The sequence below is a fragment of the Sinorhizobium mexicanum genome (assembly GCF_013488225.1).
GTDB lineage: Bacteria > Pseudomonadota > Alphaproteobacteria > Rhizobiales > Rhizobiaceae > Sinorhizobium > Sinorhizobium mexicanum.
In genome coordinates, this window is sequence record NZ_CP041238.1 from 4258011 (window position 1) to 4279934 (window position 21924).

Consider the following 21924-nt stretch of genomic DNA (forward strand, 5'->3'; position numbering starts at 1 on the left):
TTGCGTCCGCGGTGTCGCGGCGCTTCGAAGACGCTTTCATTTCCGTAACGGTGTCCGGGATGCTCACGCGCATCCCGGACCGGGCAATAAGGCCCGTTACTTCGCGGCCTCGACCGCCGCGGCAAGTTCCTTGACCGCATCTTCCGAGCTGAGCTCGCCGTTGAACTGGCGGGTCACGACGTCGTAGATCGCGTTCTTGACGGCGGCCGGGTTGGCATGGCCATGGGCCATGGAGCCGAAGAGCGTGCCCTTGGAGTTGGCTTCGGCGAGATCCTTGATCCCCTTCTTGCCGCAGGCGTCGAAGTCGGTGTCCGGAACGTCGGTACGGGCCGGAACCGATCCCTTGACGACGTTGAAGGCCGACTGGAAGGTCGGGCTCTCGATGGCGGAAGCCATCTGCAGCTGGGCCGGAACCTTGTCATCCGAAACCTTGAACATCGCGAACTGGTCGGAGTTGAAGGTGACGGAACCCTGCGTTCCCGGGAAGCGGATGCAAACGAAATCGGTGCCCGGCACCTTCTTCGCCTTCAGGAATTCACCCTTCGCCCAGTCGCCCATGAACTGCAGGCCAGCCTTGTTTTCGATGACCATTGCCGAGGCGAGGTTCCAGTCGCGGCCGGAGAAGTTGTCGTCGACATAGGAGCGCAGCTTCGTCATGCGGTCGAAGGCCTCCTTCATCTTGTCGCCGCCGAGCGCTGCCGGGTCGAGGTCGATGAAAGCCTGCTTGTAGAAGTCGTTGCCGAGCGAGAGTACGACGGCGTCGAAGATCGTCGCATCCTGCCAGGGCTGGCCACCGTGGGCGACCGGCGTGATGCCCTGCTCCTTGAACTTGTCGAGCAGCGCGATCAACTCATCCCAGTTCGTCGGCTCCTTGCCGCCGGCCTTGTCGAGGGCGGCCTTGTTGATCCAGACCCAGTTCGTCGAATGGACGTTGACCGGGGCGGCGATCCAGTGGCCGTCATACTTCGAGAATTGCTGCAGCGCGGACGGAACGACCTTGTCCCAGCCTTCCTTGCCCGCGATGTCGTCCAGGTTACCGAGCGCGCCTTCCTTCGCCCAGTCGAGGATGTCAAAGCCGAGCATCTGCACCGCGGTCGGGGCGTTACCAGCGGTGACGCGGGCGCGAAGCACGGTCATTGCTTCCGTGCCGCCGCCGCCGGCGACCGGCATATCGGTCCAGCCGATACCCTTGCCTTCCAGATCCTTTTTCAGAACGTCGAGTGCCGCAGCCTCGCCACCGGATGTCCACCAGTGCAGCACTTCCACGTTTTCTGCTGCGCGTACGGCCGTCGCCGCCAACATCAGTGCTGCAACAGCCGTCGTCGTCATCAACTTGCGCATCGTTATCCTCCCGTTTGCAAGTTACCCAGACGGAATCTCCTCCCGCCTTATTGGAATGCCGCCCGTCTTTGCCGGCCGGCAATTGGGCCTGCGGCGCGCGCCGCCCGGCCAATTTAAAACGTTACAAATACCAGCAAGTCAAGCGCACGCGGCTTTTCTACCAGCCGGCCAACCAAACTGACTGAATTTGCTGGATTATACGGCATCGCCGACATGGTGCAATGCAACAAATCCGACTCCCTCCGCCCATTTAAAACGTTTTCATCATACGATTGCCTAACGGTTCGCGTCGCGTTACAAAACCGCTCTTGATCGTTCGCAGGAAGGAACCCTTGGCCGCTCGCTCCAAACCCATCATTGCCGGCACCGGCCCGGCAACCAGTCGCGGCAAGCCGACGCTGCGCACCATAGCGGACATTACCGGCCTTGCTGTCACGACGGTGTCGCGGGCGCTCGCCAACGCCCCGCAAATCTCGATCGAGACGCGCAACCGTGTGCGTCAGGTGGCGCTCGAGATCGGTTACTCGCCGGACCGCGCCGCCCAGCGCCTGAAAACCGGCCGCACCAATGTCATCGCCGTCCTGCTTGAACCGCACGAGGAAATTCTCGGATATGGAACCTCCGTGATGGCCGGCATCGCCAAGGCGCTGCAGGGCACGGCCTATCACCTGATCGTCATGCCGAATTTCCTGAATGCGGCCAACATCGATGCGATCAACTACATCATCCGCAACAGCATGGCGGACGGCCTGATCTTCTCGCGCACGGAGCCGCTCGACCCCCGCGTCATGCTGCTCTCGGAAAACGGCTTCCCTTTCGTCACGCACGGCCGCACCGAACTCGCAACGCCGCATCCTTTCGTCGACTACGACAATTTCACTTTCGCCTACGAAGCGACACGCCGGCTGATAGCCAAAGGACGACGCAAACTGGCGCTGATCAGCGGACCCGCGAGCTACACCTTCGCCGGCCATATCCAGCACGGCTTCATGACCGCGGTGCGCGAGGCCGGCTGCGCCTATGAAATCCTTTCCGACATCGATCTCGATAGCCCGGCCGGCGCAATCCGCGACCGCATCCGCCGGCGCTACGCCGAGAAGGACCCGCCGGACGGCTTTGCCTGTGGCGGTGAGGTTTGCGCGCTCGCGACGATCACCGGCATGACCGACTGCGGCCTGACGCTCGGTCTCGAATACGACATCGTCGCCAAGCAGACGTCGCAGCTGCTGAGCGCGATCCAGCCTCGGGTAGACACGATCTACGAGGACCTGACCGCGACCGGCGAGCATATGGGCCGTATCCTCCTCCACCGCATCGCCGGCAGCACGGACGTCAACGAACTGCAGTTGCTGCTGAACCCCGAACTTCCCTTCGAAACGCAGCCGGTGGGCGTTGCAGACTGAACCCGGCGCGACAGGCCCACGCGCACGGGCGTGCGGAAACCGCCTCCCGATCGTCTCCGCGCTTGCCGTCCGCGTCCGCATGTTCAGCTCCTCTCCCGATCCGCCTCAGCGCGGCATCCACCAGTTGGTGCGCTGGCCGATATGCATGTTGAGGGTCTTGGTCTCGGTGTAGTCCTCCACCGCATGCCGCCCGAGTTCCCGGCCGAGGCCCGATTGCCGGTAGCCGCCGAAGGGCAGCTCCGACGCGCCGTCCATGAAGGTGTTCATCCAGATCGTGCCGGCGCGCACACGCCGTCCGATCGTGAGACAGGTATCGAAATCGCGGCTCCAGACGCCCGCCGAGAGCCCGTAGTCGATGGAGTTGGCGATGCGGATCGCCTCTTCCGTCGTCTCGAAGGTGAGGACGGACAGGACCGGGCCGAAAACCTCTTCGCGGGCGACCGCCATTTCCGGCCTGACGGAAGAAAGGATGGTCGGCGCCATGAACTGCCCCATGCCGAGGTCGAGCGCCGCGCCGCCATGGGCAACGGTCGCGCCATCGCTCGCGGCTGAAGAAACATAGCCGGCAATCTTTTCGAGGTGCTGCGGCGTGATGATCGCGCCCACCTGCGTTTTCGGATCGAGCGGGTCGCCGACCTTCACCTTGGCCGAGAGACTGGCGATGCGCGCCGTCACTTCATCGGCGATGTCACGATGTAGGATCAGACGCGAGCCGGCATTGCAGCATTCGCCGGCGTTGAAATAGGCGCCGAAGACGGCGGCATCGATGAACTCGTCGAGATTGGCGTCGGGAAAGACGATCTGCGGGTTCTTGCCGCCGAGTTCGAGCGAAACCTTTTTCAGGGTCTGCGCCGCGTTCGTCATCGTCAGCCGGCCGACGCCGGTAGAACCGGTGAAGGAGACCATGTCGACGTCCGGATGGCTCGTCAGCGGCGCGCCGGCCTCCGGTCCCGTGCCGACGATGATGTTGACGACCCCAGCTGGCGCGCCGGCGGCTTCCAGAATCTCGCCAAGCACGAGCGTCGAGGCGGAGGTGAGCTCCGATGGTTTCACCACCGTCGTGCAGCCGGCGGCGAGCGCAAACGGCAGCTTCTGGCTGACGATCAGGAAGGGGAAGTTCCAGGGCGTGATGATCGACACGACACCGATCGCCTCGCGCAGCACGACGCCGAGCGTGCCGTCGCCGAGCGTGTTGTAGCTTTCGCCGGAGAGATCGCGGGCAAGCGCTGCGGCATAGCGCCAGATATCGGCGGCTCCCGCCAGTTCGCCCTTGGCCTGGCTGATCGGCTTGCCCGATTCGATCGCATCGAGAAAGGCGAGCTCATCGGCGCGCGCGGCGATCATGTCGGCGGCGCGCAGCAGGACGAGCGAGCGCTCCGAGGCAGTCATGCGCGGCCAAGGACCGTCATCGAAAGCACGCCTTGCCGCCGCGATGGCACGCTCCGCATCCACCTTCGCCGCCGCCTGGTAACGGCTGACGGTCACGCCGTGACCGGGCGCCACCCGCTCGAGCGTGCGGCCTTCGGCGCCATCGACCCACTTGCCGTCGATCAGCATCCGGAATTCGCGAACCTTGTAATCGCCGAGCGCCTTGGGTTTCACCAGAACCGTCATCACCATTCTCCGTTGAAGCGCGCTTCGCGCTTTTCGCTGAAGGCCGCGACGCCCTCTTTGAGATCGCCGGTCTTGGCGACAAGGATCGAGCCGAGCGCCTCGACCGCCGCCCCCTTGTCCTCGCCATTCGCCGAAGCGATCATCAGCTTCGATACTTCCAGCGCCGCCGGCCCGCGTGTGGCGATGCGCGCGGCATAGTCCCGCGCCGCGGCCATCACGCTGCCTGTCTCGACCACCGCATCGACTAGCCCTTCGGCTTTCGCCTCCTCCGCTGAAAACATCTCGCCGCCAAGCACCATGCGGCGCACGATCTGCGCACCGAAGCGGGAGACCAGGCGCTGCGTGCCGGACCAGCCGGGCACCATGCCGAGGCTTGTTTCGGGAAGGCCGATCTTTACCTGGCGTTCAGCGATGCGGATGTCCGCCGCCGCGGCCAGCTCCAGGCCGCCGCCGAGCGCGTGACCGTTGAGCGCTGCGATCACCGGCACGCGGAGTGTCGCGAGCCGCTCGAAGACGCGGTGGCCGAAGCGCACCCACTCATGGCCGAAAGCGGCGGCATCCATACCGCCCCAGGCCTTGATGTCGCCGCCGGCGGAAAAGGCTTTGCCCTCGCCGGTGAGGATGGCGACGCGCACATCGCGGTTCGCCTCGACCGTGTCGCAGACGGCAGCGAGCGCCTTCAGCATATCGATGTCAAAAGCGTTGAGCTTTTCGGGTCTCGCCACGGTCATGACTGCGACCGCGCCCCCGACCTCGATCCGGATGCGTTCGTCAGCCATTCGCGCCTCCCGCGATCTTCCGTGCGGCCTTCGCCGGCAGCGTCAGACCGAGCGGCGCCTCGTTGAACAGCGCACTATCCATCTGCTTCAGCCGGTCGGACACGATCAGCGGGAATTCCGATTGGTCGAGGATATGTTCCTGCAGGTCCGCACCGGGCGCGATTTCGGTGAGCACGATGCCCTCGGGCGTCAGCTTCATCACGCAGCGCTCGGTCACATAGGTGACGTCCTGCCCCTGCTCGACCGCCCGGCGGCCGGAGAAGGTGACGTGCTCGACGGCGTTGACGAGCTTCTTCAGCTTGCCTTCTCGCTCGATAACAAGCCTGCCGTCGGCGACAGAGAGTTTCGCGCCGGCATTGAACATACCGGAGAAGACGATCTTCTTCGCCCGCGCGGTGATGTCGACGAAACCGCCCGCGCCCGCCGTCACGTGCGGCCGGAAGCTGAGTTTTGACACGTTGACCGAGCCGGTGCGGTCGATTTCGAGGAACGAAAGCAGCGACGCGTCGAAGCCGGCACCCTGGAAATAGGTGAACTGATAGGGCGACGGCATGAAGGCGTCGGCATTCGACGCGCAGCCGAAGGCGAAATCGAGAAGCGGCACGCCGCCGACCGCCCCCTGCTCGATCACCCAGGTCACCGCGCCGTGCAGCCCTTCCTCCAGCAGGATCCGCGGCACATTGGCGGAAATGCCGAAGCCGAGATTGACGGCACTGCCCGTTTCGAGCTCCTGCGCGACGCGGCGGGCAATCACCTTCTGGATGCTGAATTCGGGAACGCGGAAGCTGTCGAGCGGGCGGAAGATCTCGCCGGAAATGGCGGGATCGTAGAGCGTCTGCGTCGTCTGCTTCTGGTCCGGATCAACGACCACATAGTCGACCAGTACGCCCGGGACGCGCACGTCATGGGGTTTCAGCGAGCCTTCCTTGGTGATGCGTTTGACCTGTGCAATGACGATGCCGCCATTGTTGCGGGCGGCGAGCGCCTGATCGAGCCCGCCGAGATAGGCACCCTCATGCTCGTAGGTGAGATTGCCGCGCTCGTCCGCAGTCGTTGCCCGGATGATCGCCACCTGCGGCGCGATCGCCTTGAAATAGAGCCAGTCCTCGCCCTCGAAGGCGATCTTTTTCACCACCGGCTCCGCCGCGGCGGACGCGTTCATGGCGCAGCCTTCGCGCGAAGGATCGACGAAAGTGTCGAGCCCGATCTTGGTCACGACGCCCGGCCGTTTGGCCGCCGCCTCGCGATGCATGTCGAAGAGAATGCCGGACGGAATGTTGTAGGCGGCCACCTCGTCGGCGCAGATCATGTGCCAGATCGCCGGCGGCTCGGCGCTCGACGGACCGGATGGGTAGGATCCGCCGATGATCTTTTTCAGCAAGCCCTTCTTGGCGATGTAGTCGACGCCCTTGATCCCGCTCATGTCGCCGGCTGCGATCGGATGCAGCGTCGTCAGGTCACGCGGATGGCCGGTCGCGTCGAAGCGCTCGCCGATCGCCTTCAGCATCAGGTCCGGGCAGCCGAGGCCGCTTGACGAGGAGACCGAAACGACCGCGCCGTCCGGTATCAGGGCTGCGGCTTCCGCCGGTGAAATGTGCTTGCTCATGAAATTCAAAGTCCCGTTTCGATTGCCGCGGCCGTGCCGGTCGCCGCCGCCTTGACCACGGCAAGGCCGGTCGCCAGTGACCAAACGCCATCTTCGCCCGTGGCGGAGGGCGCGCCCTTGCCTTCGATTGCCGCATGGAAGGCGGAAAGCGCGGTTTCGTAGAGATTGCTGTGGTCGAGCGGCAGTTCGCTCTCGCCCTCTTCATTGCGCAGCACGACGGTACCGACCGGTCGCTGAGTCATCACGTTGCGGCCGATCAGCGAGCCTTCGGTGCCATGCACTTCGAGCCCGGTCTCGGCATATTTCGTCGTGAAAGCATCATGGAACTGGGCGATGACGCCCGAGCGGAAGCGCAGCACACCCATGACGCCGTCCTCAAGGCCCTCCTTGCCCATGCCGGCGCTATGGCTGATTGCCACGGCTTCCAGCGGGTCGTCGTTCAGAATGAAGCGCAGCGTGTCGGCGTCGTGCACGGTGATGTCGAGGATGACGCCGCCGCCCGCTTCCGGTCTGTCGAGCCGCCAACCCTGGAGATGCGGCGGCAGATAGACGGCATGAAAGACACGCGCGGCGATCGGTCGACCGATCCTGCCGGCGGCGATTGCGTCGCGCATGGCGCGATGGGTCGCGGCATTGCGCAGGTGGTGGTTCGTGCCGAGCACGACACCGGCCTCGCATGCTGTCAGCACCATTTCGCAGGCGTCGTTGAGGTTCATCGCCAGCGGCTTCTCGCAGAGCACATGTTTTCCGGCGCGGATCGCCGCCAGCGCCTGGTCGTGATGCAGTTCATTGGTGGTGGAGATGTAGACGGCGTCGACGTCCGGATCGCCGACGAGGTCAGCGACGCTGGTAACGGCCTTGGCAATGCCGTTTTCCGCCGCATAGGCCCGCCCGCGCTCCTCGCTGGAGCTCATCACCGAGACAGCTTCCCCACCCGCGGCGCGGATGGCGCCGATCACCCATTCGTGCGCGATCGTGCTCGCACCGATCAATCCCCAGCGAATCATGACGAAACCTCCTTCACTCTGCGTTCGATGGCAGCCCCACAGCTCTGGCGAATGACGAGCCGCACCGGACTGACAATTGCCTCCGGTTCCGCGCGACCCGCCTTGATCTGCTTCAAGAGAAGTTCCGCAGCACGCTCGCCCATGCCCTGCGGATCGACCGAGACCGTCGTGAGCGCCGGCACGGCGGTCTTCGCCTCGATGACGTCGTCGAAGCCGATCACGGCAAAATCCGCGCCCGGCTCCAGCCGCCGCGCCCGCAAGCCGTCGCAGACCCCGAAGGCGACGGCATCGTTGAAGCAGAGCGCCGCGGTCGGCTGATCCTCCAGCATCATCGCCTGCTCGATCGCGGTCACGCCGCCGGCACGCGACGGCGCGGAGCCGACGACGAGGTCATCTCCGGCTTTAAGGCCCGCCTCGCGGAGCGCGTCGCGATAGCCGCGCACGCGCGCCTCGAAGACCGCGGTATCAGCAAAGCCGCCGAGAAAGGCGATGCGGCGATGGCCGCGCGCAATCAGGTGACGGACGGCCGCCAGAGCGCCTGCGCGATTGTCCGAAATCAAAGATGATACGCCTGCCCCGGCAATGTCGCGCACGACCAGCACCACCGGAATGCCGCTCTCGACAAGTGGCGCGAGATCGGCGGCTTCCGTTCCGCGTGCCGGCGAGATGATGAGCCCTGACACGCCGTGCTCGCGCATCGAGGCGATGACCTCGCGCTGGCGCTCGCTCTTCTCGCCGGTGTTGGCGAGGAACTGCACGAAGCCCGCGGACTGCACGACGGCATCGACGCCGACGGCGAGTTCCGCAAAGAAGCTGTTGGTCAGGTCGTTGACGACGATGCCGATGATCTTCGATTTCGCCTGGCGCAGGTTGGCGGCGCTGCGATTGTAGACATAGCCGAGCTCGCGGATGACCGCGTTCACCTTGGCCCGCGTCGCCTCGTTGACGAGAGGACTGCCCTGCAGGACCAGCGACACGGTCGACTTCGACACGCCGGCGGCGCGCGCAATGTCGATAACCGTGACCCGCTCCTTTGCCATCGATACCCTCCCGACCGGCGCTCATCTCTTTCCTGCTTAATAATTGGAACGTTCCAACATCGTCAAGAGGCTTCCGTTCACTTTTTTGGAGACCCGCACTCGGCTCTGGAGAACCAGAAAGGTCGACAAGAATAGAAAATATGATCGATGCTTCCGCGACTTAGGTCGCAAATCAGCCTTTCCGTGCGAAGAGCGGAGGACCTTGGACAAGATCCAAAGCAATCGCAACCCAGACACCATGGATAATTTTCGATCTTGATATTTGGAACGTTCTAAATTATTCCATGGCGCAAACCTGAGGAGGATTCACGCCCATGCCCAGCCTGCTCCTGCCGCGCCAAGACGGCTCGCTCGAACTCTACCGGCTCCAGGGAACACCGATCGCCCGGCCCGCAAAAGTCCCGACCTTCAATCGCATCGCCTATGCGGCCGCGCATGTCGTTTCCGATCCGCTCCGCGATGCCGATCCGTGGGGACGGCCGGCAATCGACTGGGAGGCGACAATGGCCTTTCGCCACCACCTCTGGAGCCTCGGTTTCCGCATCGCCGAGGCGATGGACACCGCCCAGCGCGGCATGGGGCTTGTCTGGCCGGACGCGCAGGAGCTGATCCGCCGTTCGCTTGCCGAGGCGCGCAGCGTTCCGGGCACCGATCTGGCCTGCGGCGCCGGCACCGACCATCTGTCTCCCGACGCGGCGCGCTCGATCGAGGACGTCATCACCGCCTATGAGGAGCAGATCGGCTTCGTTGAGGCCGAGGGCGGCCGGGCGATCATGATGGCGAGCCGCGCTCTGGCCCGCATTGCACGATCGGCCGACGATTACCGCCGTGTCTACGGCCACATCCTGCGCCAGGCCAAGGACAAGGTCGTGCTGCACTGGCTCGGCGACATGTTCGACCCGCAACTAAGGGGATACTGGGGATCGGAGAATTTCGAGGAAGCGCTGAAAACGGTGCTGTCGATCATCGCCGAGAACAGCGCCAAGGTGGAAGGCATCAAGATTTCGTTGCTCGACAACACCAAGGAAGTGGCGCTGCGCAACGGCCTTCCGGAGGGCGTGCTCTGCTTCACCGGCGACGATTTCAACTATGCGGAGCTGATCGAAGGGGACGGCGAAAAATACAGCCACGCGCTGCTCGGCATCTTCGACGCCGTGGCCCCCTCGGCTTCGAAGGCGCTTGCCGCCTTGGCGGATGGCGACGCCGCCACCTTCCGCGGCGTGATCGAGCCGACGGTGCCCCTGTCGCGCAAGATCTTCGAAGCGCCGACGCAATACTACAAGGCCGGCGTCGTCTTCCTCGCTTGGCTGAACGGCCACCAGCGCCATTTCACCCTGCCGGCCGGCCTGCAGTCCTCTCGCGGTCTCCTGCATTATACGGACGTCTTCCGGCTGGCTGACAAAGCCAACGTGCTCGACAAGCCGGAGCTCGCGGCGGCGCGCATGCGCAATTTTCTCGCCGTGCTCGGCGTCGAACAGATAGACTAAGTGGCGGGCGAGGGCGGCGCTACAGCCGCCAGCCCCTTCTTTGCCAGCATCGCATCCGGATTCGGCAGCTTGCCACGGAAAGCCTTGTAGGCATCCTCCGGGTCAACGGCGCCGCCGACCGAATAGATGTTGTCCTTGAGCTTCTTTGCCGTCTGCGAATCGAACGGATTACCTGTTTCCTCGAAGGCGGCGAAGGCGTCGGCGTCGAGCACCTCCGACCACATGTAGGAATAATAGCCGGCCGAATAACCGTCGCCGGAAAAGACGTGCAGGAAATGCGGGCTGCGGTGGCGCATGACGATCGATTTCGGCATGCCGATCTTTTCCAGCGTCGCCGCTTCCAGCGCCATCGGCTCGGCGATGGCTTCCGCCGTGTGGTAGGCCATGTCGACCAGCGCCGAGGAGGTGAATTCGACCGTGGCGAAGCCGGAATTGAAGGTTCTTGCCGCCAGCACCTTGTCGAGCAGGTCCTGGGGCATCGGCTCGCCGGTCCGATAATGCACCGCGTAGGTACGCAGAATGTCCGGCACCGTCAGCCAGTGCTCGTAGAGCTGCGACGGCAGCTCGACGAAATCACGCGATACGCCGGTGCCGGATACGGACGGGTAGGTGACGTTGGAGAGTATGCCGTGGAGCGCATGGCCGAATTCGTGGAACAGAGTGCGCGCGTCGTCGATCGAGAGCAGCGCCGGCTTGCCGTCGGCGGGCTTCGCGAAATTGCAGACATTGTAGACGATCGGAATTTCGCCGACGTCACCATTCTTCAGTTTCAGCCCGTGCTGCGACTGGAATGCGCTCATCCAGGCGCCGGAGCGCTTGGAGGAGCGAGCGAAATAATCGCCGAGGAACAGCGCGACCAGCTTGCCGGCGGCGTCGCGGATCTCGAAGACGCGGACATCGGGATGATAGGTGGGAACGCCCTTCTTCTCCGTGGCGGTCACGCCGAAGAGGCGGTTGGCGACATCGAAGCAGGCATCGATGATCTTCTCGAGCTGGAGATAAGGCTTCAGCTCGCTTTCCGAGAAGCTGAATTTTTCGGCGCGCAGTTTTTCCGCATAGTGGCGCCAATCCCACGGCATGACCTCGTGATTGCGGCCTTCGGCGGCGATCAGCTTGGCGAGATCCACCTCTTCCTCGCGGGCGCGCACCGCCGCCTTCTCCCATACCTGCATCAGCAGGCCGTTCACGGCATCCGGCGTCTTCGCCATGGTGTCGTCGAGCTTCAGCGCCGCGAAATTCTCGTAGCCGAGCAGCCTTGCCTTCTCGGCCCGGAGCGCCAGCGTCTCGGCGATAATGCCGCGATTGTCGGTCTCGCCGCCGTTTTCACCGCGGGCCGTCCACGCCCTGAACGCCTGCTCGCGAAGCTCGCGATTGTCGGAGAAGGTCAGGAACGGCTCGATGATCGAGCGGGAGAGGGTGACCGCGTATTTGCCGTCTTCGCCTCGTTCGCGGGCCGCCGCCGCCATGGCATCCTTGAGGAACTCCGGCAGGCCTGCGAGTTCGTCCTCGCTCGTAAGAAACAGCGCCCAATTCTTCTCGTCGGCAAGCACGTTCTGACCGAACTTGGCGCCAAGGCCGGCAAGCTTCTCGTTGATGGCGGCAAGCCGCTCCTGCTCGGGCTTGTCGAGCTTGGCGCCGGACTTGACGAAGCCCTTCCAGTGGCGTTCGAGAACGCGCGTTGCCTCAAGGTCGAGGCCGAGCCCTTCGCGCTTCTCCCAGAGCGTATCGATGCGGCTGAACAGGGCCGGGTTCATGCCGATCTTCGAATAGTGCCGCGACATCTTCGGCGCGATCTCGCGTTCGAGCGCCTGGATCACATCGTTGGTATGGGCGCCGGCCTTGTTCCAGAAAAGCGCCGAGACACGCGAAAGCTCGTCGCCTGCAATTTCGAGAGCAACGACCGTGTTTTCGAAGGTCGGCGGTTCCGGATTGTGGGCGATCGCGTCGATCTCCGCTTCGTGCGCCGCGAGCGCCGCATCGAAGGCCGGCGCGAAATCCTCGTCCTTGACCGCATCGAAGCGCGGCAGGCCTTCGTGTCCGGTCCAATTCACCAGGGCAGGGTTGAGCGAAGCGCTTGCAGTCATCGGGATTCCTTTCGCATGCAGGACCGGCGGGCCCAGGAGAGCATCGGCGTGCCGGCGGAGACGTTTGAAGTGGTTGGCAATCTGACCAACGTCAAGGCTTGCGCACGCCGAAAAGACCAGGCGCCGCATGCCAGACCGCTTGTGCGGCGAAGCCGATGAAGAGGAGGCCGGAGAGGCGGACGATGGCCAGCTCGTGGCGGCGATAGAAGCGGCGGACGACGGACGCGCCGATGATCGCGATCAAGATCAGGTCGGCGACGAGGAAACCGATGAGCGACACGGCGAGCAGCATCGGCAGGGCGTTGAACTCGAGCGCATTGGCGGAACCGGCAAGCAGCGCCGTGAAGGTCGCCAGCGCCACCGGATAGCCCTTGGGATTGGTGAGCCCGAAAATCAGGCCGCGGCGCAGCGGCCGCTCCACCGTCAGCAACGCGCGGTTCTCGCCTTTCGGCCGGGCGCGAATCGCAGTCCAGCCGATCCACGCGAGATAGGCGCCGCAGAAAAGGCCGAGCACGTCGAAAATTGCGGTGCCGATCGATCGCGCACCGACGATTGCAACAAGCGCCAGCGTCGACCAGACGATGTCGCCGGCGAGATGCCCGCCCATGAACAGCGCGCCGGCCTTGCGGCCCTGGCCGGCGCCGATGCCAAGCAGCGCCAGGAAGGCGGGGCCGGGGATCAGCGTGTAGGAAAGCGCCGCGAGAAAGGCACCGACAAGAAGCGTCTCGGACATCTCGAATCCCCGGTTTCAGTGGCGCCATTCGAACGTCCGGCAGTCGTTCCGTCAAGCGGAAACGGATCGGGCAAGGGCGGCACAACGCCGTATTGCGAAACCCTCAGCGGCCACGTGATGGGTTGCGGAAGGTGAGGGCGTCGATCGTAGCGCGGATCAGGTCCGCAACGGCCCGAACGAATTTGCGCATGGGACTTTCCTTCGCCTTTGCGCGAGCCGGAACTGGTGTCGCCCCAAGACCTTCTCACAGGCGGACGAGCACGCCTGTTTCGCGGGGAACCCCTCCGCGTCGCGCACAAATCTTTCGTCACAAAGATTTCCCTCGATACGAAGTTGCGCTAAGAACGCGCCCGAGTTTCCCCTTGAGAAGGACTATCCATGACTGTGCGCAATCTCTTCCTTCTGCCCGGCGACGGCATCGGCCCGGAAGCCATGGCGGAAGTCCGCAAAATCATCGCCTACATGAACGGCGAACTCGGTGCCGGTTTCGTCACGGACGAGGGGCTTGTCGGTGGCTCCGCCTATGACGCCCATGGCGCGGCGATTTCGGAAGGGGACATGACGAAGGCGCTTGCCGCCGATGCCGTGCTCTTCGGCGCTGTCGGCGGACCGAAGTGGGATGCGGTACCCTATGAAGTACGGCCGGAAGCCGGTCTGCTGCGCCTGCGCAAGGATCTGGAACTCTTCGCCAATCTGAGGCCCGCCATCTGCTATCCGGCGCTTGCCAATGCTTCCTCGCTGAAGCCGGAGCTGGTCGAAGGCCTCGATATCCTGATCGTGCGCGAACTGACAGGCGGCGTCTATTTCGGCGAGCCCAAGGAGATCATCGACCTCGGCAACGGCCAGAAGCGCGGCATCGACACGCAGGTCTATGACACATACGAGATCGAGCGCATCGCTGGCGTTGCCTTCGAGCTCGCCCGCACGCGCAAGAACCGCGTCTGCTCGATGGAAAAGCGCAACGTGATGAAATCGGGCGTGCTCTGGAATCAGGTCGTGACCGAAACGCACAAGGCGAAATTTGCCGACGTGCAGCTGGAACACATGCTGGCGGATGCCGGCGGCATGCAGCTGGTGCGCCAGCCGAAGCAGTTCGACGTGATCGTCACCGACAACCTGTTCGGAGACATGCTGTCCGACGTCGCCGCCATGCTTACCGGTTCGCTCGGCATGCTGCCCTCCGCCTCGCTCGGTGCGCCGGATCCCAAGACGGGTAAGCGCAAGGCGCTCTACGAGCCCGTGCACGGCTCGGCACCGGACATTGCCGGCAAGGGCATCGCCAACCCGATCGCCATGATCGCGTCCTTCGCCATGTGCCTGCGCTATTCCTTCAACCTCGTGAAGGAAGCCGACAACCTGGAAAAGGCGATCGCCGACGTGCTCGACAAGGGCATCCGCACCGGCGACATCATGGCCGAGGGCGCCCGCCAGGTCGGCACCGCCGAAATGGGCGACGCGATCCTCGCGGAATTCAAGGCGCTTTCTGCCTGACGGTTCTTCTCTCGGCCTATGCCGATAAGGTTCGACAAAACCACCTCCGGAGGGCCTCTCCGGAGGTGTTTTTCATTCGGGTCTTGATTTCGGCGCGTTCGGCTTCACATGCAGGAAGATGCGGAAAAGGTAAGGTATGAATCAACCGCTCGCCTCCACGGTCTGGATCTTCCTGACAACGACGCTGCTCGTGCTTGCACTCATTCCCTTCGATCCGCAATTGTCGCAATGGGCGCAGCATCTGCCGGACGAGATCGTCGACTTCAACCGGGTGATAACCGATATCGGCAGCGCCGCCTGGATGATCTACGCCTCGGCCTTGCTACTGCTCCTAGCCTTCATCGCCCGACGCGCCGCGCGCCACGAGACGCTCCGGCACAAGGCGCGCAGCGCACGCAATCTGTCGGCCTATTTCCTGCTGACGGTCGGAACCGCCAGCACGCTGGTGCATGGGCTGAAATTCCTCATCGGGCGGGCGCGGCCGGAGCTTTTTGCCGACTACGGCGCCTATAGCCTCACGCCCTTCACCAGCGATCGGCTATTTGAAAGCTTCCCTTCGGGCCACTCGATGGCCGCCGGCGCCTTCTTCGGCGCCTTTGCGATGCTCATGCCGCAGTTAAGACCCGTATTTCTCGTCCTGGCATTGGTGATCGGCGTTTCGCGCGTGGTCGTCGGCGCGCACTATCCGAGCGATGTTGCCGCCGGCCTGCTGCTCGGCCTTTGGGTCGCGGTAATGGTCGCCTTCCTTTTTGCCCGGCAAGGCTGGCTCTTCCGACTGGACGCCGGTGGCTGGCCGGCGCCGAAAAAAGGGAGTTCTCAGCAAAAGGACAAATAAAAGGCCGGCGCAGCAAGCCGCGCCGGAGTTCAGGAGAGTTAGCCGGCGGGATGAGGACGGGTTTCCGCCCGCATCCCGCCTCGTGATTTTGAATCGCCGCTCAATCCATTGCGTGGATATCGCGGTCCTTGGTTTCCGGCAGGAACAGCATGCCGATGACCAGTGTGATGCCGGCGAAGACGATCGGGTACCAGAGGCCGTAATAGATGTCGCCCCGGGCTGCGCTCATCGCGAAGGCCGTTGCCGGCAGCAGGCCACCGAACCAGCCGTTGCCGATGTGGTAGGGCAATGACATGCCGGTGTAGCGGATGCGGGTCGGGAAGAGTTCGACCAGCAGGGCTGCGATCGGGCCGTACACCATCGTCACATAGATGACGAGGACGGTGAGCACGGCGATGATCGTCGTCCAGTCGACGCGGGCCGGATCGGCCACCATCGTGAAGGCGCCGCCCTTGTCGATCGAATAGACCGCCATTTCGGCAGCGCCGCCGAGTTCTTCCTTGGTCAGCAGCTTGTCGGCAGTCAGCTTGTCGGCCGGTACCATGGTCTTTTCACCGGCACGGACAGCAGCCGCGTCGAGCGCCAGTTCCGGATTGGCCGCAACGAAGGCGTCGAGCTTGGATTCCGGCACCTTGGCGACGCCGCGCACGAGCGGGTAGCCGGCGGCCTGCAGCGCCATGTTGACCTTCTTGCTGAAGGCAGCATCCTCGGCCTTCGCCTTGTCGCCGGCAGCAACCGCATCATAGCTGGTGATCGTCGTTTCGCCGATCTTGACGGTCGCCGGCGTTCCCGCCGCCGCAGTGCTCACGACGTCATAGGGAACGGAGTTCTTGGTCAGGAACGCGGTCGCGATGTCGCACGAACTCGTGAACTTCTGCACGCCTGTCGGGTTGAACTGGAAGTTGCAGCCGCCGGGAGCCGCGGTAACCGTGGCGCGGACATTCTCCTGTGCTTCGGCAAGTGCCGGGTTTCCGGCCCAGGTCAGCGCCTTGAACAGCGGGAAGTAGGTGAGCATGGCAAGCAGCAGGCCCGCCATGATGATCGGCTTGCGGCCGATCTTGTCCGACAGCCAGCCGAAGACCACGAAGAAACCAGTGCCGAGAAGCAGCGAGGCGGCCACCATCAGGTTGGCCGACTGGCCGTCCACCTTCAGGACACCCGTGAGGAAGAAGAGCGCGTAGAACTGGCCCGAGTACCAGACGACCGCCTGGCCGACCACCGCACCGAAGAGTGCCAGAAGTGCAATCTTGGCATTCTTCCATTGGCCGAAGGCTTCCGTCAGGGGCGCTTTCGAGCCCTTGCCTTCTTCCTTCATCTTCTTGAAGGCCGGCGATTCGTTCATCTTCAGGCGGATCCAGACGGAGACGCCGAGAAGCACGCAGGAAAGCAGGAACGGCACCCGCCAACCCCACGCGGCGAAGGCTTCCTTGCCGACCGCGAACTGCACGAGCAGGATCACGACCAGCGACAGGAAGAGACCGAGCGTCGCCGTCGTCTGAATCCACGAGGTGAAGTAGCCGCGTCGCCCATGCGGCGCGTGTTCGGCAACGTAGGTCGCCGCACCGCCATATTCACCGCCAAGGGCCAGGCCCTGCAGCAGCCGCAGGCCGATCAGGATGATCGGCGCGCTGATGCCGATGGAGGCCGAACCGGGCAGGACACCGACCAGGAAGGTCGACAGGCCCATGATCAGAATGGTGACAAGGAACGTATATTTGCGGCCGACGAGATCGCCGAGACGGCCGAAAACGAGCGCGCCGAACGGGCGCACCAGGAAGCCGGCCGCGAAGGCGAGCAACGCGAAGATGGACTGCGTCGTGGTCGGATATTGGCTGAAGAAGGTCGCACCGATATAGATAGCAAGCGAACCATAAAGATAGAAATCGTACCATTCGAAGACGGTACCGAGCGACGAAGCAAGGATAACCTTCCTCTCCTCGCCGGTCATGGGACGGGCTTTTACGCCGTCCACTGTTGCGACATTTGCCATTTTGATGATCCTCCACTCCAAAATCGGCATATTGGAGCGCCCATTCCCCGATCCGACGTTCCTCCCTGAACAATCCGGACGTGGTGCGCCTTTTATGAAGATGTCAGAAAAGTGGCGCGCGAGGCAGCGATGCTTTCGGCTTATGACTTTGGTCTAATGCGGCGATCGGGCGCGCCGCCGAAAACGAGATCACGCAAAAGTGTGGCGCGGCTTTCGCTCTTTCCGGCATTCACGCCCGGGAAGCGATCGCGGCAAACGCCGGCGGCGGCTTGACTCTTGCCGAAAACCGCGTATGAGCAGCGGCGAACGAGGAAACCGCCATGCGACCGAACGGTCCGTCCATCGCTGCGCTGATCTTGCCGGCTGCTGTTGCCGGGCAAGTTCGCCATTTCTCGCTCGCTAGCAAAACAACGGCCAAAACGACGACGAAAACCGTCTGACGTCTCTGGCCCTCCGCTCTCTCCCCGGTAAGGCCGGGGACAGGAACCTCGCGGGCCTCCCGTGCGGCTTCCCCCTCCACCAGACGAGGAGAGACAGAAAGAGAGCTTAGATCATGGGTTTCAAGATTGCAGTCGCAGGCGCCACCGGCAATGTCGGCCGGGAAATGCTGAACATCCTTTCGGAACGCGGCTTTCCCGCCGATGAAGTCGTGGCGCTCGCCTCGTCGCGCTCCATCGGTACCGAAGTTTCCTATGGTGACAAGACGCTGAAGGTCTCCAACCTCGAAACCTATGATTTCTCCGATACGGACATCTGCCTGATGTCGGCCGGCGGCGCGGTTTCGCAGAAGTATTCGCCGAAGATCGGCCAGCAGGGCTGCGTCGTCATCGACAATTCCTCCGCCTGGCGCTACGACGCGGACGTTCCGCTGATCGTCCCGGAAGTCAACCCCGATGCGATCACCCTTTTCTCGAAGAAGAATATCATTGCCAATCCGAATTGCTCGACGGCCCAGCTCGTCGTCGCGCTGAAGCCGCTGCATGACCGCGCCAAGATCAAGCGCGTCGTCGTTTCCACCTATCAGTCGGTTTCCGGCGCCGGCAAGGATGGCATGGACGAGCTCTTCAACCAGACCCGCGCCGTCTTTGTTGCCGATCCGATCGAGAGCAAGAAGTTCACCAAGCGTATCGCCTTCAACGTCATCCCGCACATCGACGTGTTCATGGAAGACGGTTACACCAAGGAAGAGTGGAAGGTTCTGGCTGAAACCAAGAAGATGCTCGATCCGAAGATCAAGGTGACCTGCACGGCCGTGCGCGTTCCCGTCTTCATCGGCCATTCGGAATCGGTCAATGTCGAATTTGAGAACGAAATTACCGCCGATGAGGCGCGCGATATCCTGCGCGAAGCGCCGGGTTGCCTGGTGGTCGACAAGCATGAGAACGGCGGCTACGTGACGCCTTACGAATGCGCTGGCGAAGATGCGACCTATATTTCGCGCATCCGCGAGGACGCGACAGTCGAGAACGGCCTCAACCTGTGGGTCGTCTCCGACAACCTGCGCAAGGGCGCCGCGCTCAACGCCGTCCAGATCGCCGAATTGCTCGTCAACCGCGGCCTGGTAAAGCCACGCAAGCAGGCCGCTTGATCGGCCCCGCTCAGGCGTGAATTGAAGCCCCGCCCGGTCCGAAAAGGACCCCGCGGGGCTTCCCATTGGTTTTTCCGCACATGTTTGGGGCGGATTCACGTGAAACATGACATCCCGTGACGCGGGGACCAGTAATAGGGCCGGCAGAAGCGGGCGTTTTTTGAAGACAGGCGACAGTTCGGGCAAATGACGGGGTATTTCATGCACAGGGCAAAGTGCGTAGTGGCGGGGCTTGCGGCCCTGGTTTCAACGGCGATCCTTTCCTCGACCGCGGCGGCGGCCCAATGCGGCAATGACGGGAGCGGCTTTCAGGCCTGGGTCGCCGAGTTCAAGCAGCAAGCCGCCGGCAACGGCATGAGCCCTTCGGTCATCGAGCAGGCGCTCTCCGGTGTCGCCTACAACAGGGCGACGATCCGCGCCGACCGCGGCCAGAAGAGCTTCAAGCTCTCGCTCGACCAGTTCATGCAGAAGCGCGGCGGCCAGGCGATCATCTCGCGCGGCAAGAAAATGCGGGCACAGAACGCCAGGCTCTTCGACAGCATCGAGCAGCAGTTCGGCGTGCCGGCCGGTCCGCTGATCGCGATCTGGGGCATGGAGACCGGCTTCGGCTCGTTCATGGGCAAGGAACATACGCTCTCGGCCGTCTCGACGCTCGCCTATGACTGCCGCCGTTCGGACTATTTCACCAATCAGCTCTACGCGGCGCTCCAGCTCGTCGAGCGCGGCGATCTGAGCCCGGCCGCCCGGGGGGCTGCCCACGGCGAGATCGGACAGACCCAGTTCCTGCCGGTCAACGTCCTACGATTTGGCGTCGACGGCGATGGTAACGGCCATATCGACATGGTCCGCTCCAAGGCGGACGCTCTTGCCTCGACGGCCAACTTCCTGCGCGGCCATGGTTGGCAGCCGGGCGGCGGCTATCAGCCCGGCGAAGTCAACTACGCGGCCATCCAGGGCTGGAATGCAGCCAGCGTCTATCAGCAGGCAATCGCCATCATCGGCGCCGAGATCGACGGCGACTGATCGCGTCCGACAGAAAATCGAGCGAGCCCGGTTCGAAAGGACCGGGCCTTTACATGCCCGGTCGCGCAAAATCGCCAGTCTTGGCGTCCATCACCCAAAGCTCGCCGGTCGAGATGTCGAACCACGCGCCGTGAAGCTGCAGCTTGCCCTTGGTCTCAAGTATCTGGACGCAAGGAAAGGTCCTGAGATTGGCGAGCGAATTGCGGATCGACACCCGTTCGAGCGCGCGCTGGCGCTCCGCCTGGGTCATATATTCGTTGCTCTGGATCTGTTCGGCGGCCGGCTTCAACAGGTTCATCCACCGCCCGATGAAATCACCGGGGGAGAGGGGTTCCGCATCCGGATCGAGCGCCGCCTTGATGCCGCCGCAACGCCCATGCCCCATGACGACGATGTTGCTGACGCGCAGGGACTGAACCGCGAACTCGAGCGCGGCGGAGGTTGAGTGATAGTGGCCGTCCGGCTCGTATGGCGGCATCATGTTGGCGACGTTGCGGATGACGAAGAGTTCTCCGGGACCGCTGTCGAAGATCGTTTCGGGTGCGGCCCGCGAATCGCAACAGGCGATGACCATCGTTCTCGGCTTCTGGCCGCTCTCGGCAAGCGTCTTGTAGCGTTGCTGCTGCTCGTTGAAACGACCGCTCATGAAATTGCGGTAGCCGGTCAGAAGATGTTCCGGAAAACCCTGCATATCCATCGATAACCCCGCGTCATTCACTCATTCATTGCTGCATCGCTCCTACTGCATGATTCCTTAAATCGGAATCGATTTAAGGACAAAATCATGCAGTAATCCAAGTGCTACAGCGACCTTGTGCGTCTGATAAGACGCGCGGCGCTGTAGGGACCGATGAAGCGTCGAAGTGTTACAGCGACCGTGTCGCACCTGAAAGGGCGACGAGCGCTTATGAGCCGTTTCTTTTAAATCCGCCGCTATTTCCTCCGCACCTGGCTCGGATGCAACAGCCGCCGCATCTGCACCATCGCCATCGGCGTCGCCAGGCTCGAGGCATCCTGCTCGAGCGTCAACTCATCGGCGTCGCGTTTGCGGCTGCGGGCAATGATCTCGAACACGCTGGCGGTCGCCATCTGCAGCGCCCGCTCTTCCGGCAGCCCTTGGAGCAGCCGCGACAGAAACACGGCGGCCAGCAGGTCGCCGGTGCCGTTCGGCGGATTGTCGACCAATCGGTGCTCTGCCAGCAGCGCATGACTCCCGGACAGGTAGAGATTGCCCGTACCACCGGTCATCATCGGGATCGCCGAAGTCACCAGCACGCGTGAAGGCCCGAGACCGAGTGCCGCATCGAGGATCGCCGTATTCGTTTCAAGCGCAGCGCCGGCGAGCCAGGAGAGTTCGAACCGGTTGGGGGTCGCAAGGGTCGCCAGCGGCAGCAGCCGGTCGCGCACCGCGGCCGCGATCTCGGCCGAAACATAAAGGCCGTTTATGTCGCCGATGACGGGATCGCACGCGTACAGGACCTCCGGATTGCGCTCACGCAACCCCGCGACCAGTTGCGCAACACCGTCGACCTGGCCCGGCGAGCCCAGATAGCCTGAGAGAACGGCCCGGACTTCACCGATCCAGCGCGCACTGACGAGATCATCGATGATCGACCGGAAGTCCGTATCGGCGATCGTCACCCGTGTCGAGCGGCCGTGACCCGGATGCCATGGCAGGATCACCGTCGGCACGGCCCAGACGCGATGCCCGAGCGTCTCCAGTGCGAAGACCGCGGCCCGGTTCCCGACGGTGCCGCGAACCACATGGCTTGAAATGACGATGACGGCGCCGGGTGCTGCAGGCATTTCGGGCATCGGGCAATTCCATTTCTTCGAATCGAAGTGTGATCGCCCGACTGTCACGGGCCTGTCAACAGGGCGTGTAAGACAGGGACGAAACAGC

General features: G+C 63.4%; 17 protein-coding genes. 6 read left to right on the top strand and 11 right to left on the bottom strand.

What is annotated here, in order from left to right; translation table 11 throughout:
- Positions 1 to 96: 96 nt before the first annotated feature.
- The gene (locus tag FKV68_RS19990; RefSeq protein WP_180939493.1) at positions 97 to 1341 is read right to left on the bottom strand and encodes an ABC transporter substrate-binding protein; all 1245 of its coding nucleotides are present in this window, start codon (positions 1339 to 1341) and stop codon (positions 97 to 99) included.
- Between the two features lie 332 nt (positions 1342 to 1673).
- On the opposite strand from FKV68_RS19990, the gene FKV68_RS19995 reads away from it, so the two are divergent.
- Positions 1674 to 2744, top strand: coding sequence for a LacI family transcriptional regulator (locus tag FKV68_RS19995; protein ID WP_245181664.1), 1071 nt, complete (start codon positions 1674 to 1676; stop codon positions 2742 to 2744).
- Positions 2745 to 2849: 105 nt separating this feature from the next.
- Here the strand turns inward: FKV68_RS19995 and FKV68_RS20000 are convergent, their stop codons facing one another.
- The 5 genes from FKV68_RS20000 to FKV68_RS20020 are packed head-to-tail and all read right to left on the bottom strand — an operon-like array spanning position 2850 to position 8790.
- Positions 2850 to 4358: an aldehyde dehydrogenase family protein gene (locus FKV68_RS20000; RefSeq protein ID WP_180939494.1), complete on the bottom strand. Its 1509-nt coding sequence runs from the start codon at positions 4356 to 4358 to the stop codon at positions 2850 to 2852.
- Positions 4358 to 5137: an enoyl-CoA hydratase/isomerase family protein gene (locus FKV68_RS20005; RefSeq protein WP_180939495.1), complete on the bottom strand. Its 780-nt coding sequence runs from the start codon at positions 5135 to 5137 to the stop codon at positions 4358 to 4360. The genes FKV68_RS20000 and FKV68_RS20005 overlap by 1 nt, the downstream gene beginning before the upstream one ends.
- Positions 5130 to 6743: an acyl CoA:acetate/3-ketoacid CoA transferase gene (locus FKV68_RS20010; protein ID WP_180939496.1), complete on the bottom strand. Its 1614-nt coding sequence runs from the start codon at positions 6741 to 6743 to the stop codon at positions 5130 to 5132. Before FKV68_RS20010 ends, FKV68_RS20005 begins: the two co-directional genes overlap by 8 nt.
- A 5-nt stretch (positions 6744 to 6748) precedes the next feature.
- Positions 6749 to 7750, bottom strand: a complete 1002-nt coding sequence (locus FKV68_RS20015) for a Gfo/Idh/MocA family protein (protein ID WP_180939497.1) — start codon at positions 7748 to 7750, stop codon at positions 6749 to 6751.
- A complete protein-coding gene (locus FKV68_RS20020; protein WP_180939498.1) occupies positions 7747 to 8790 on the bottom strand; it encodes a LacI family DNA-binding transcriptional regulator in 1044 nt (347 codons plus the stop codon). The genes FKV68_RS20015 and FKV68_RS20020 overlap by 4 nt, the downstream gene beginning before the upstream one ends.
- 314 nt (positions 8791 to 9104) lie before the next feature.
- Here FKV68_RS20020 and FKV68_RS20025 point away from each other — a divergent pair, with 314 nt between their 5' ends.
- Positions 9105 to 10277 carry a dihydrodipicolinate synthase family protein gene (locus FKV68_RS20025; RefSeq protein ID WP_180939499.1) on the top strand — a complete coding sequence of 391 codons (1173 nt, stop codon included), beginning with the start codon at positions 9105 to 9107 and terminating at the stop codon, positions 10275 to 10277.
- On the opposite strand, the gene FKV68_RS20030 is transcribed toward FKV68_RS20025, so the two are convergent.
- A complete protein-coding gene (locus FKV68_RS20030) occupies positions 10274 to 12361 on the bottom strand; it encodes a M3 family metallopeptidase (protein ID WP_180939500.1) in 2088 nt (695 codons plus the stop codon). The genes FKV68_RS20025 and FKV68_RS20030 overlap by 4 nt on opposite strands.
- Before the next feature lie 91 nt (positions 12362 to 12452).
- Positions 12453 to 13094 carry a LysE family translocator gene (locus FKV68_RS20035; RefSeq protein ID WP_180939501.1) on the bottom strand — a complete coding sequence of 214 codons (642 nt, stop codon included), beginning with the start codon at positions 13092 to 13094 and terminating at the stop codon, positions 12453 to 12455.
- Positions 13095 to 13472: 378 nt separating this feature from the next.
- Between FKV68_RS20035 and leuB the strand changes: the two genes are divergently transcribed.
- Together leuB and FKV68_RS20045 are read left to right on the top strand one after the other, a co-directional pair.
- Positions 13473 to 14585: a 3-isopropylmalate dehydrogenase gene (gene leuB / locus FKV68_RS20040; protein WP_180939502.1), complete on the top strand. Its 1113-nt coding sequence runs from the start codon at positions 13473 to 13475 to the stop codon at positions 14583 to 14585.
- 136 nt (positions 14586 to 14721) lie between these two features.
- On the top strand, positions 14722 to 15420 hold the full coding sequence (locus FKV68_RS20045) for a phosphatase PAP2 family protein (protein ID WP_180939503.1): 699 nt from the start codon (positions 14722 to 14724) through the stop codon (positions 15418 to 15420).
- A gap of 100 nt (positions 15421 to 15520) precedes the next feature.
- On the opposite strand, the gene FKV68_RS20050 is transcribed toward FKV68_RS20045, so the two are convergent.
- Positions 15521 to 17410, bottom strand: coding sequence for an MFS transporter (locus FKV68_RS20050; RefSeq protein ID WP_180939504.1), 1890 nt, complete (start codon positions 17408 to 17410; stop codon positions 15521 to 15523).
- 553 nt (positions 17411 to 17963) lie between these two features.
- Here FKV68_RS20050 and FKV68_RS20055 point away from each other — a divergent pair.
- Positions 17964 to 18998: an aspartate-semialdehyde dehydrogenase gene (locus FKV68_RS20055; RefSeq protein ID WP_180939505.1), complete on the top strand. Its 1035-nt coding sequence runs from the start codon at positions 17964 to 17966 to the stop codon at positions 18996 to 18998.
- 201 nt (positions 18999 to 19199) lie between these two features.
- Positions 19200 to 20021, top strand: a complete 822-nt coding sequence (locus FKV68_RS20060; RefSeq protein WP_180939506.1) for a lytic murein transglycosylase — start codon at positions 19200 to 19202, stop codon at positions 20019 to 20021.
- A 49-nt stretch (positions 20022 to 20070) separates the two neighbouring features.
- On the opposite strand, the gene FKV68_RS20065 is transcribed toward FKV68_RS20060, so the two are convergent.
- A complete protein-coding gene (locus FKV68_RS20065) occupies positions 20071 to 20718 on the bottom strand; it encodes a carbonic anhydrase (RefSeq protein WP_180939507.1) in 648 nt (215 codons plus the stop codon).
- A 236-nt stretch (positions 20719 to 20954) separates the two neighbouring features.
- Positions 20955 to 21836 carry a pyridoxal kinase PdxY gene (gene pdxY, locus FKV68_RS20070; RefSeq protein ID WP_180939508.1) on the bottom strand — a complete coding sequence of 294 codons (882 nt, stop codon included), beginning with the start codon at positions 21834 to 21836 and terminating at the stop codon, positions 20955 to 20957.
- Positions 21837 to 21924: the final 88 nt, after the last annotated feature.